The sequence below is a fragment of the Aeromonas sp. QDB30 genome (assembly GCF_027707645.1).
GTDB classification, from domain to species: Bacteria; Pseudomonadota; Gammaproteobacteria; order Enterobacterales; family Aeromonadaceae; genus Aeromonas; species Aeromonas caviae.
Map to the genome: position 1 here is coordinate 1 of NZ_JAPCIY010000096.1, position 12,169 is coordinate 12,169.

Annotated in this window: 10 protein-coding genes and 1 pseudogene; 4 read left to right on the forward strand and 7 right to left on the reverse strand. The window is 64.3% G+C overall.

What is annotated here, in order from left to right:
• Positions 1-81 precede the first annotated feature (81 nt).
• On the reverse strand, positions 82-2,049 hold the full coding sequence (locus tag PG896_RS19090) for a DNA topoisomerase III (protein WP_270836085.1): 1,968 nt from the start codon (positions 2,047-2,049) through the stop codon (positions 82-84).
• Between the two features lie 298 nt (positions 2,050-2,347).
• On the opposite strand from PG896_RS19090, the gene PG896_RS19095 reads away from it, so the two are divergent.
• Positions 2,348-3,478 carry a NapC/NirT family cytochrome c gene (locus tag PG896_RS19095; RefSeq protein WP_043153917.1) on the forward strand — a complete coding sequence of 377 codons (1,131 nt, stop codon included), beginning with the start codon at positions 2,348-2,350 and terminating at the stop codon, positions 3,476-3,478.
• A gap of 22 nt (positions 3,479-3,500) precedes the next feature.
• On the forward strand, positions 3,501-5,981 hold the full coding sequence (torA, locus tag PG896_RS19100; RefSeq protein WP_270836086.1) for a trimethylamine-N-oxide reductase TorA: 2,481 nt from the start codon (positions 3,501-3,503) through the stop codon (positions 5,979-5,981).
• 68 nt (positions 5,982-6,049) lie between these two features.
• Here torA and PG896_RS19105 read toward each other — a convergent pair whose 3' ends face one another.
• The 4 genes and pseudogenes from PG896_RS19105 to PG896_RS19120 all read right to left on the reverse strand — a co-directional run.
• Positions 6,050-6,511: a hypothetical protein gene (locus PG896_RS19105; RefSeq protein WP_043153921.1), complete on the reverse strand. Its 462-nt coding sequence runs from the start codon at positions 6,509-6,511 to the stop codon at positions 6,050-6,052.
• A 102-nt stretch (positions 6,512-6,613) separates the two neighbouring features.
• Positions 6,614-7,960, reverse strand: a complete 1,347-nt coding sequence (locus tag PG896_RS19110; RefSeq protein ID WP_010675971.1) for a sensor histidine kinase — start codon at positions 7,958-7,960, stop codon at positions 6,614-6,616.
• Positions 7,961-7,991: 31 nt separating this feature from the next.
• Complete coding sequence (locus PG896_RS19115; protein WP_005332666.1) at positions 7,992-8,648, reverse strand: response regulator transcription factor; 657 nt, start codon at positions 8,646-8,648, stop codon at positions 7,992-7,994.
• Positions 8,649-8,743: 95 nt separating this feature from the next.
• A pseudogene (locus PG896_RS19120) lies at positions 8,744-9,070 on the reverse strand (PepSY domain-containing protein); the annotation flags it as partial.
• 63 nt (positions 9,071-9,133) lie between these two features.
• On the opposite strand from PG896_RS19120, the gene PG896_RS19125 reads away from it, so the two are divergent.
• The gene (locus tag PG896_RS19125; RefSeq protein ID WP_010675973.1) at positions 9,134-9,382 is read left to right on the forward strand and encodes a PepSY domain-containing protein; all 249 of its coding nucleotides are present in this window, start codon (positions 9,134-9,136) and stop codon (positions 9,380-9,382) included.
• Positions 9,383-9,392: 10 nt separating this feature from the next.
• Here the strand turns inward: PG896_RS19125 and PG896_RS19130 are convergent, their stop codons facing one another.
• Together PG896_RS19130 and msrP are read right to left on the reverse strand one after the other, a co-directional pair.
• On the reverse strand, positions 9,393-10,046 hold the full coding sequence (locus tag PG896_RS19130) for a protein-methionine-sulfoxide reductase heme-binding subunit MsrQ (RefSeq protein WP_042864788.1): 654 nt from the start codon (positions 10,044-10,046) through the stop codon (positions 9,393-9,395).
• A 91-nt stretch (positions 10,047-10,137) separates the two neighbouring features.
• Positions 10,138-11,148: a protein-methionine-sulfoxide reductase catalytic subunit MsrP gene (gene msrP / locus PG896_RS19135; RefSeq protein WP_042864787.1), complete on the reverse strand. Its 1,011-nt coding sequence runs from the start codon at positions 11,146-11,148 to the stop codon at positions 10,138-10,140.
• Positions 11,149-11,519: 371 nt separating this feature from the next.
• Here msrP and PG896_RS19140 point away from each other — a divergent pair, with 371 nt between their 5' ends.
• On the forward strand, positions 11,520-11,993 hold the full coding sequence (locus PG896_RS19140) for a DUF1097 domain-containing protein (RefSeq protein ID WP_042014355.1): 474 nt from the start codon (positions 11,520-11,522) through the stop codon (positions 11,991-11,993).
• Positions 11,994-12,169 lie beyond the last annotated feature (176 nt).

Sequence of the window (12,169 nt, forward strand, 5' to 3'; positions counted from 1 at the left end):
TGTTTGGCGACAACCAGTTTACCAGCACCCTGTCTGTCAACTTCCACTTTCCCAGGATCCCGCGAAGAACCTTTTTTTTTATCAGGCGGCCCGGGCTGGCCGCTTGCTCCCCCGCTTGCCTGCCCCCGTCGTGCCACCACTCGCCGGGCTGCGCTTGCGTTTGGTGAAGCGACGCTTGTCGGCCCCGGGCGCCGCCTTGGGCAGGGCGCTGAAGCTGGCCCCCGAATCCTGCCTGGCGCCGTCGATCAAACCGTTCAACTGCTCGGTGAGCGGCCCCATGAACTGCTGGTAGCTGCCGTGACGTTCGGCGATCTGACCCAGACTCTGCTCCCACAGTGCCGTCATGTCCGGTGTCGTGGCGGTCGTGGGCAGCGCCTGGACCAGGGCTCGCCCGGTCGGGGTGGCCTTGATGCTCTTGCCCTGGCGCACCAGGAAGCGGCGCTTGAACAGCAGATCGATGATCCCGGCCCGGGTCGCCTCGGTGCCCAGACCGTCGGTCTCCCGCAGGGTCTTGCGGATCTCGGGATCCTGCACATAACGGGCGATGCCGGTCATGGCGGCCAGCAGGGTGGCATCGGTAAACGGCTTGGGGGGCTGGGTCATCTTCTCCAGCAGCTCCCCCCGCTCGCACAGCAGTTCCTCCCCCTCTTTCAGGGCAGGCAGGGTTCCCGCCTCCTCCTCGTCATCCTCTTCCACTCCGAGCAGCGCCTTCCAGCCCGCCTTGAGGATGCGGCGCGCCTTGGCCTGGAACAGCCCTCCGGCGATGCGCAGCAACACCTTGCTGTCGTTGTACTCGAACGGCGGGTAGAACTGCAGCAGATACTGGCGGGCAATCAGGCCGTAAAGCTTCGCCTCGTCGGCCCCCAGGCTCCCCTCGTTCCCCCTCTTCTCGGTGGGAATGATGGCGTGGTGGGCATCCACCTTGCTGTCGTTCCACGCCTTGCTGCGGATCCTGCCATCCGCTTCGGCGACCGCCCTGGCCAGCGCAGGGGCCGTGCTGGCGATGGCCTCCCGCACCTGGCCGGCCCGGTTGAAGTGCTCGCTCGGCAGATGGCGGCTGTCGGATCTGGGATAGGTGATGAGCTTGTGCCGCTCGTAGAGGCTCTGGCAGATATCCAGCACCCGCTTGGCATCCATGCCAAAGCGCTTGGCCGCGTCGATCTGCAGGCTGGAGAGGTTGTAGGGCAGCGGCGCCGCCTGCTTGCGCGCCTGCTCCTCCACCGCCTCCACCCGGGCGGATTGCTCCTGGATCCGCTCCACCACCTTGGCGGCCAGCGCCCGGTTGAGCACCCGACCCTCCTCATCCTGCCAGGGCAGGCAGGCCTCCGATGGCAGCCACCTGGCGGTGAAGCGTTCGTTGCCCTGGGTCAACAGATGGGCCATCACCTCGTAGAACGGCTTGGGAACGAAGGCCTCGATCTCGAGATCCCGGCGCACCACCAGACCGAGCAAGGGGGTCTGTACCCGACCCACCGACAGCAGTTCGCTGCAGCCCCCCTTGCGGCCAAGCAGGGTATAGGCCCGGGTCATGTTGATGCCATAGAGCCAGTCGGCACGGCTACGGGCCAGCGCCGACACCGCCAGCGGCACGAACTCCTTGTTGTCTCTGAGCTTGTCGAGGGCGCGGCGCACGGCGGGGGGATTGAGATCGCTGATGAGGCAGCGCTGAACCGGTTTGGTCTTGGGATAGCCGAGAAAGTCGATCACCTCGTCCACCAGCAGTTGCCCTTCCCTGTCCGGGTCACCGGCGTTGACCACGCAGTCCGCCTGCTTGATGAGCCTCTTGATGACGGCCAGCTGGGCCTTGGTCTTGGGTTTGGCCACCAGCTGCCACTGGGTCGGGACAATGGGAAGGGATTCCATGCGCCACTGCTTGTAGGCGGCATCGTAGGCATCGGGCTCGGCCTGCTCCAGCAGGTGGCCGATGCACCAGGTCACCACGTCTCCCTGCGCCGTCTCGATGAAACCATCCCCCTTCTTGTGCGGTTTGGGGAGGACATCGGCGATGGCGCGGCCAAGGCTGGGTTTCTCGGCGATAAAGAGTCGCATGATGGATACACCTGAATACTGTATATGTGAACAGTATACAATCCTCCCGCCACAAACCCCAAGCCCCGGGGTGGCGTACTGCCTCCTCGCCCCGGCTTGGGCATCGCTCCCACCACAGCACATCCCGCTCCCGCTGTATGGGAAAAATGCGATTTAAATTCAATAAATCATGCAAAAACAAACAACAAAACCAAAAATCAATTATATGACGAAATAAAAACCATGACCGAGGTCAACCCTTTGAATCCTGGGACTACTACTATATTGGTAATACCCGAATTCGAAGGACACCGTCACCATGCTTGGAAAACTGTTGAGAAAGACCTGGTTCTGGCTTCTGCTGCTCGGGGCCCTGCTGGGGATCGCCGCACTGGGCGTCACCGTCACCGTGCTGCACAAGACCAGCTCCACCGAGTTCTGCGTCTCCTGCCACTCCATGCAGACCCCGCTCGCCGAATATCAGGGCAGCGTCCACTTCCAGAACGTGAAGGGGATCCGCGCCGAGTGCGCCGACTGCCACATCCCCAGTGAACCCGCCGCCTATCTCTGGACCAAGATCCGCGCCGTGAAGGACATCTATCACGAGGCGATCGGCACCCTCGACACCCCGGAGAAATACGAGGCCCACAAGCTGCGCATGGCCCAGACCGTGTGGGATCAGCTCAAGGCCAATGACTCCGCCACCTGTCGCAGTTGCCACAGCTACGCCTCCATGGACATCCTGGCCCAGCGCCCCAATGCCCGCGCCGAGCACCCGGTCGCCATCAAGGAGGGTCAGACCTGCATCGACTGTCACCGCGGCGTTGCCCACATCATGCCCGACATGAGCGGCCTGGCCGCCGCCGGTGCCAGCGAACTGGCCGCCGCCGCGGCCCAGACCCCGGCAACCGTCACCACCCGCTATGCCATCGCCACCACCCCGCTCTATCTGGATGCTGGCGCCAAGACTGACGAAGGCACCCTGATGCCCTCCACCCAGGTGGAAGTGCTGGCCAACGACAACGGCCGCACCCAGGTGCGCATCGACGGCTGGCAGCAGGACGGTGTGAGCGAGGTGTTCTACGCCGCCCCCGGCAAACGGATCCTGAGCGTGCTGGTCGGCGAAGCCGCCAGAAAAGCCCTCGTGACCGGCAAGAGCGAAACCGACAGCGCCACCAACCTCACCTGGCATCAGGTCAGCCTGACCGCCTGGGTCGACCAGAGCCAGCTCATCGGCGACCAGGGCAAGCTGTGGCAATACGCCTCCACCCTGATGTCCAACAACTGCACCGGCTGTCACGGCCTCACCGCGCTGGATCACTTCAACGCCAACCAGTGGATCGGCGTCATCAAGGGGATGGAGTCTCGTACCTCCCTCACCCCGGAGCAGGCGCGCATGCTCACCCAATACGTGCAGAAACATGCCAGCGACATGAGCGCGGCCCATTAAGGCAGGAACAGAGGACTCTCCCATGACTTTTTTCAATGACCAACAGACCAACCTCTCCCGCCGTACTCTGCTCAAGGGGCTGGGGGCCTGTGCCGCCCTGCCCCTGCTGGCTGGTCTCTTCCCGAAAAGCGCCCTGGCCAAGGCCGTCAGCACGGCCCTTGAGCAGTTCCCCACCCTGGTGCCCGCCCAGAAGGGCATCCTGACCGGCGCCCACTGGGGAGCCTTCGAGGCCATCGTCTCCGAGGGCCGCATGGTGCGGGTCCAGCCGGTGGCCGATGACCCAGCGCCGAATGACCTCATCGACATGGCGCCGTTCCAGGTCCACGCCAAGAACCGCATCAAGTACCCCATGGTGCGCAAAAGCTGGCTGGAGCACGGCCCGGGCGCCAGACCGGAGTTGCGCGGTGCCGACGAGTGGGTACGGGTGAGCTGGGAAAAGGCCATCGACCTGGTGGCCGGCGAGATCCAGCGCGTTCAGTCTGATTTCGGCCCGCAGGCGATCCACGCCGGTTCCTACGGCTGGAAGAGTGTCGGCATGTTCCACAACAGCCGCACCCTGCTGCACCGCCTGATGAACCTCTCGGGCGGCTTCACCGGTTATGCCGGTGACTACTCAACCGGCGCGGCTCAGGTGATCATGTCCCACGTGATGGGCTCCATCGAGGTGTATGAGCAGCAGACCGCCTGGCCCAACGTCATCGAGCATGCCGAACTGGTGGTGCTGTGGGGGGTCAACGCCCAGGTCACCCTGAAGAACAGCTGGAACATGCCGGATCACGAAGGTCAAGCGGGCTTCAAGGCGCTGAAAGAGAAAGGCACCCGGGTCATCAGCATCGATCCCGTCTACAACGAGACCGCCAAGCTGGTCGGCGCCGAGTGGATTGCCCCGAACGCCTACACAGACGTGGCCATGATGCTGGGGGTGGCCCACACCCTCTACAGCGAGAAGAAGCACGATCAGGCCTTCCTCGATCGCTACACCGTCGGCTTCGACACCTTCCTCACCTATTTGCTCGGCAAGGAGGACGGCCAGCCCAAGAGCGCCGAGTGGGCGAGCAGCGTCTGCGGCGTCGATGCCAAGGTGATCCGCCAACTGGCCCTCGACATGGCCGCCAAGCGCACCATGATCATGGCCGGTTGGGGCATGCAGCGTCAGCACCACGGGGAGCAGCCGAACTGGATGCTGGTCACTCTGGCCTCCATGCTGGGCCAGATCGGCCTGCCGGGGGGCGGCTACGGCTTCAGCTACCACTACTCCTCCGGTGGCAGCCCCACCGCCAAGGGCGGCATTCTGGCGGGTATCTCCGCCGGCAATGCCCCGAAGAACAGCCCGGCCCCCATCCCGGTGGCCCGCATCGCCGACTGTCTCGCCAACCCGGGCAAGACCATCGACTTCAACGGCCGCAAGGTGACCTATCCGGACATCAAGCTGGTCTACGTGGCGGGCGGCAACCCCTTCCACCACCATCAGGACACCAACAACCTGCTGCAGGCGTGGCGCAAACCGCAGACCGTGATCGTTCACGAGCCTTACTGGACCGCTACCGCCAAGCACGCCGATATCGTGCTGCCGGTCACCACCAGCTACGAGCGCAATGATCTGGAGATGGGGGGCGACTACTCCCAGCGCTATGTGTTCCCGATGCACCAGTGCGTGCCGCCCCAGTTTGAAGCCCGCAACGACTTCGACATCTTCAGCGCCATCGCCGCCAAGCTGGGTGTGCAGGAGCAGTACACCGAAGGGAAGGACGAGATGCTGTGGCTCAAGCAGATGTACGACGGCATGGCGGCGCAGGCCCGTGGCGCCCGTGTGGCGCTGCCGCCGTTCAACATGTTCTGGGAGTCCAACAACTACATCCGCTTCCCGATCCCGGAGGCCAACCGCCAGTGGATCCGTCACGCCGATTTTCGCGAGAACCCGCTGCTCAACCCGCTCGGTACCCCGTCCGGCAAGATCGAGATCTTCTCCAACACGGTGGCGGGGATGGGTTATGCCGACTGCGCCGGTCATCCCAAGTGGTATGAGCCCAAGGAGTGGGTGAAGAGCGAGGTGGCGGCGCGCTATCCGCTGTCGCTCAACACCTCCCACCCGACCCAGCGGTTGCACTCCCAGCTCGACAACACCCCGCTGCGGGACAAGTTCGCCATCGCCGATCGGGAGGCGATCCTGATCCATCCGGACGACGCCAAGGCGCGCGGCATCCAGGATGGCGATCTGGTGCGGGCCTTCAACGAGCGCGGCCAGATCCTGGTGGGGGCCCTGATCTCCGCCGATATCCGGCCCGGGGTAGTGCGGGTGTGTGAAGGGGCCTGGTACGATCCGGCCAAGCCGGGGGAAGCGGGCAGCATCTGCAAGAACGGCAACGTCAACTGCCTCACCTTCGACGAGGGTTCGTCCAGTCTGGCCCAGGGCAACTGCGGCCACATGGCCCAATTGCAGATAGAGAAGTATATCGGGCCAGTGCTCGCCAACACGGCGCACGAGGTACCGGCCAACGGCTGAGTAGAGGACTGAGCAACAAAAACGGCGCCATCAAGGCGCCGTTTTCTTATCGCAGTTTGTGGTGTGGCTCAGAAGTCTCCTTCCACCATGTACTCTTCGGCGCACTCCGCCAGCTGGGGCCAGAGATCTTCCGGCACCCAGGCCTCGGGGTCATCCTCGTCACCGTCATATTGGCTCCAGAAGAAGGCTCGCAGCCCGCTTGCGAAGTCGTCGCTCAACTCCGCCAGTTCGGAGAGGGGCCCCAGCCAGGCAATGCGGCGCAGGCCGGAGGCGAGATCGTTGATGGCATCCATCAGGGTGCGATCATCCAGGCTCTGCTCCACCAGCAGGGTGAAGCGCTCGCGGGCGCTCTCGGTCTGCTCCTCGTCCAGCTCGCCCACGTCGGCCAGCAGGTCGACAAAATCCTCCAGCAGGAACTGGATCAGAGCATCCCTGTCCTCGAACCACTGGATCTGGGCCCCCTTAGTGCCCAGCACCGAGGCATCGAACGAATCATCGAGATGGCACAAAGCCCAAGGATCGTCAGTCATTGCTACCCTTCCTACACCTGAAACAAGAGACGTATCTTATGCCGGGTGCCGCACCCTTGCCAGCACGGCGGCACAAAAGGGGCCCCCCGACGGGGCCCCCCGTCACTCGACCCTGGCCACCTTGGGCAGGGAGAGGGAAGCGGCGAGCCCCCCCAGCTCGGCCCGCCCCATGATGAGGCTGCCACGGTAAGCCTCCGCCAGGTCTGACACTATGTTGAGACCGAGCCCGGAACCCGGCACCTTCTCGTCGAGGCGCACCCCCCGCAGCACCGCCTTGGCGATCTGATCCTCGCTCATGCCGGGGCCGTCGTCCTCGATGCGCAGGGTGATCCAGCCCCCCAGCTCGGCACTGGAGATGCGCAGCTCGCTGGCGGACCACTTGAAGGCGTTCTCCAGCAGGTTGCCCACCATCTCGTCGAAGTCCTGCTCCTCCACCCCGACCGCCAGATTGACCGGCACCTGCAAGTCCACCGTCTTGCCGGGATAGAGGCGGGAGAAGGCGCGGCAGATGTACTCCACCCGGGCCCGCACCGGGGTCGACACCCCGAGGATCTTGGCGGCGCCGGTCACCCGCGCCTTGCCGAGGTGGTAGTCGATGTGGCGCTGGATCTGGTCGAGCTGCTCGCCGAGGGCGGCCTGATCCTCCGGCGGCAACTGGGTCACCTGGTTGCGCATGATGCTGAGCGGCGTCTTGAGGGCGTGGGCCAGGTTGCCGGTGTGGGAGCGGGCCCGCTGCAGCAGCTCGCCATAGTGGTGCAGCAGGCGGTTGATGTCCTCCACCAGCGGCTGGATCTCCAGGGGGTAGCGAAGCCGGAACCCCTCCTGATGACCCTGATGGACGCGGCTCAGCTCGCGGCGCAGCAAGTGCAGCGGGCGCAGGCCGTAGAGGATCTGGAACATGAAGCCGAGCACCAGGCCGGTGGCGGCGAAGCCGAGGCCGAGGAACAGGCTGATGCGGGTCTTCTTCAGGGTCTGGGTCAGGGCGCTGCTGTCCTTGGCCATCACCAGGGTGAAGACCCGATCAGACCCCGGCAGCAGCACGGTACGGGTCATGATGAGCAGGGGCTCCTTGTTGGGCCCTTTGCCGACAAAGAGATCCGGATCGCCGAAGGCCGACTTCAGGCCGTGGGCGCTCAAATGGGCATCCCACAGGGAGCGGGAGCGACTGACCACCGTCTCCCCCAGCTCCAGCTGCCAGTAGTAGCCGGAGTAGGGCTGGCGATAACGGGGGTCGGCCATGGGCTCGGTGACCACCGGCATGCCGTCCGGCTGGATCTCGAGGCGGGAGAGCAGATCGTAGAGCTGCAGGCGCAAGCCATCGGCCTCCGCCTCCTGCCAGTAGTTTCGCATCATGGTCTGCAGGCTGAAGCCGGTGGCGAACAGGAAGAGACCGCACCAGACCATGGCGATCACCACCAGCCGACCTCGCAGGGTGCGTACCAGCCTCATTCAACCCACCCCGCCATCGGTTGCGAGGGTGTCATTCGTTGATCCGGTAGCCGAGGCCGCGCACCGTCTCGATGAGATCGGCGTGGGTCTTCTTGCGGATGCGGCCGATGAACACCTCCACGGTGTTGGAGTCGCGATCGAAATCCTGAGCATAGATGTGGTCGATCAGCTCGCTGCGCGACACCACCTTGCCCCTGTGCTGCATCAGGTAGCCCAGCACCCGGAACTCGTGGGCGGTGAGCTTGATGGGGGTCCCTTCGTACCACACCTGGGAGGCCGCCATGTCGAGACGCACGCCACCGATCTCGAGGATGGAGCTGGCGTTCCCCGCCGCCCGGCGCACCAGCGCCTGCACCCTGGCCACCAGCTCCGCCACCTGGAAGGGCTTGGTGAGGTAGTCGTCCGCCCCGGCGTTGAGCCCTTCAATCTTCTCGTGCAACTGGCCACGGGCGGTCAGCACCAGCACCGGGGTGTCCATCCCCTTGCTGCGCCACTCCTTCAGTACGCTCAGGCCGTCGCGACCGGGCAGGCCGAGATCCAGGATGATGGCGTCATAGGGTTCGGTCTCGCCGAGAAAGCCCGCCTCGTTGCCATCGTGGCAGAGATCGGTGACGAAACCGGACAGACGCAGCTGCTCCGCCAGCTGGCCCGCGAGGATCTTTTCATCTTCAACTATCAGAATGCGCATACATGGGTATCCAAAACAGGGTTGTGCCGGCACCGGCAACGGTTGGGGGGACGAACCGGATGACGGTAGGTTCGCGGACTCACGCCGTTACTCCTCTTCCGGGGGGGGGGGCGCGGAGCGAACAGGCGTTCCAGATGGTGACCCTTGAGCCACACCATCTCCAGGTTGTCAGCCCGGTAGCCCACCTTGATGACGCTGTTCTCCTCGTCGATGAGCCTGAGCTCGTAGAGCCAGACGCCATCCTCCTCACCCAGATCGACACGCAGCACGCGCACCGGCAGGCGGGAGGCCACCTCCATCAACTCATGAAAAGGACGGACCCGCCCCTCACTGACCGCCTGTTGCAGCAAGGCCTCGTTCGGCTGGGCCGCCTGAACCAGCATCGGCAGCAGCAATCCAAGCAGGGGCAGCGCGCTATTCATGGGTGATTCATCTCTCAAAACCTAACATAATGCCGTTTATAGTGTGCCAGCCATGAATCCGGAATGAATATGATCCCACGCAGTATCCTGCTGATCTTGTGCCTCTTTTCCACCTTTGGCTGGGCGGCGCAGACACGTCTCGACATGGCCGGACTGGTCAAGTTGTTGCTGGCACAAGGGTATCACGACATTCGGGAAGTGGAGCTGGAAGGGGACAAATTCGAGGTCGATACCCTGAATGCCGACGATCAGCGCGTCCAGTTGCAGGTCGATGCCAACACCGGCGAGATCACCAAAAAAGAGGCCGAATAGGCCTCTTTTGCTATGGGCGTGACGGCTGTTGCGCCGCCCCCCTCCCGGCTACTTGCGCTCGCCTGCGCCAGGGGCGCAGCAGCTTCTCTCGCCGTGGCCACAGCAGGGCGCAGGCCAGCACCAGATAGATGAGGGGCTCCTGCCACCCGCTCTTGACCGACCACCAGTAGTGTACCGGCACCAGCAGAGCCACCCCGTAGATCCAGTTGTGCAGCTTCTGCCAGGCAGGCCCCATGCGACGCAACAGGGCCGGGATCGAGGTGATGCCGAGCGCCAGCAACAGCAGCAGCGCCACCATGCCCACCACTATGTAGCTGCGCTTCACCAGCTCGCCGCCAATCAGCCCCCAGTCAAACTGCAGATCCAGCCCCAGCCAGACCATGAAGTGCAGGGACGCCCAGGCGGCGCACCAAAGCCCGAGGGGGCGGCGCAACTTGATGAGCTGCCCCTGGCGCCAGCGCTTGGCGAGCGGCGACACCAGCAGGGTCAGCAACAGCAGGTGAAGGGCCCCCTTGCCAAGGTAATGGGTCAACCCCTGGACCGGATCCCCACCCAGCAGCCCGGCTGGCACGGCATAGCCCAGCCAGAGCAGAAAGCCGAGCGAACCAAGGTGCACCAGCGCCCGCAAGCCGTTGATATGGGCTGTTTTCAGTCTCGGCATCATATTGCAGTTCCCGTCATGTTTTTCCCGCTTCTCATCCCCTCTCCCACCAGGGGAGAAGGGGGCAAGAGATCAGTCGGGCAGAGCGTCAGTCTCAATACCATTTACGCAGATCCATCCCCTGATAGAGGGACGCCACCTCGTCGCCGTAGCCATTGAACATCAGGGTCGGCTGGCGCTTGGCCCCGAAAATGCCCCCCTCGCCGATGAAACGCTCGCTCGCCTGGCTCCAGCGCGGGTGATCCACGCTCGGGTTGACGTTGGCGTAGAAGCCATATTCGTTCGGCGCAAGCAGGTTCCAGGTGGTGGGGGGCATCTCCTCCACCAGGCGGATGGAGACGATGCTCTTGATGCTCTTGAAGCCGTACTTCCAGGGCACCACCAGCCGGATGGGAGCCCCGTTCTGGGCGGGCAGGGTCTTGCCATAGAGCCCCATGGCGAGGAAGGAGAGGGGGTGCATGGCCTCGTCGAGGCGCAAGCCCTCCACATAGGGATAATCGATGCCGCCCCCCAGGGCACGGGAGGCCTGCCCCGGCAACTGTTCCGGATCATAGAGCGTCTCGAAGGCCACGAACTTGGCGCGACTGGTGGGCTCGGCACGGCGGATCAGATCCGCCAGCGCAATGCCGCTCCAGGGCAGCACCATGGACCAGGCCTCCACGCAGCGCAGCCGATAGATGCGCTCCTCCAGCGTGCTCTTGTTGATGAGATCCCACACATCCAGGGTGAAGGGTTTGGCCACCTCCCCTTCCACCTTCAGGGTCCAGGGCTCGGGCTTGAGGTAATGGCCGTTGCGGGCCGGATCCCCCTTGTCGGTCCCCAGCTCGTAGAAATTGTTGTGGGTGGTGGCCTTCTCCTCCGGGGTGAGGATCAATCCCTCTGGCCGGGTCGCGGCACGGATGTCGAGGGGTCTGGTGGGGGCCACGGTGGCTGGCTTGTCCGGTGCGAAGAGATCCAGCAGGCTGGCCTTCACCGGAAACGCCAGGGTGGCAGCACCGACGCCCAGGCCCAGCCCTTTCAGGATGCGGCGACGATCCTGATAGACGGTTTCCGGCGTGACATCCTGTTCGGTGGGGTGATGAGAAGTACGGCGCTTGATCAACATGAAAAAACTCCCGGGACGATGAGGTTGACAACCATAAGACCCGCCCCGGCCGAGTTTTATTTCACACAGAATTACATGAGTTGGTTAAGGGGCAGTGCCTTGGCCATGGTACCGGCCAGGAAGAGCACTACGAACACCAGCAGAGGAACGATCACGTTTGGCACCATCAGACTCACTCCATGAGCAGGACAGGGCCTCTAACTATGGAACAAGGTCTGCGGCGCCTCCAATGAATTTTTTTCGCGAGCGCAAGCGTATTCCAGAGTTGCAAAGAGTGACCGGGATCACACACAATCCGGCCCCCGCTTGCTGCCGCTCTACCGCGGAGTAGGCTGCCTCCTTTTCCGGATTCAACCACTGAGAGTCACGCCATGAGCCCACTGTTCGCCATCGCCATCACGACCGGGATCCTCTCCGCCGTCTGGGGTGGACTGGCCGCCGCACTCGGTCTCATCTCCTGGGTAGGCTTCCTCGGCTGCACCAGCTACTTCGCCTCGAGTGGCGGTTACAAGGCGCTGTTGCAGACCCTGCTGTGCAACACCACCGGCATGCTGTGGGCACTCCTGCTGATCCACGGGGAGACCTGGTGGGGGGCCGGCATGGCGGGTTATCTGATGACAGGGGTGGTGGCCACCCTGATGTGCGTGCAGGCCAGGCAGCAGTGGCTCGCCTACATTCCCGGCACCTTCGCCGGGTGCTGTGCCACCTTCGGCGCCGCAGGCGAGTGGCGGCTCATTCTGCCCTCCCTCATCATCGGCGCCCTGTTTGGCTATCTGATGAAGGCGAGCGGCCTCTGGCTCTCCCAGAAGACCCTCTCCACCGGCGGCGTCAGCGACCCGGCATAAGCCTGAGCCTGAGCCTGAGCCTGAGCCTGGCAAGGTAACCGATTCGGTCGGAAACCAGAGGGGGGGGGGGGGGGGGGGGGGGGGGGGGGGGGGGGGGGGGGGGCGCGGGGGGGGGGGGGGGGGGGGGGGCGGGGGGGGGGGGGGGCGGGCGGGGGGGGGGGGGGGGGTGGGGGCGG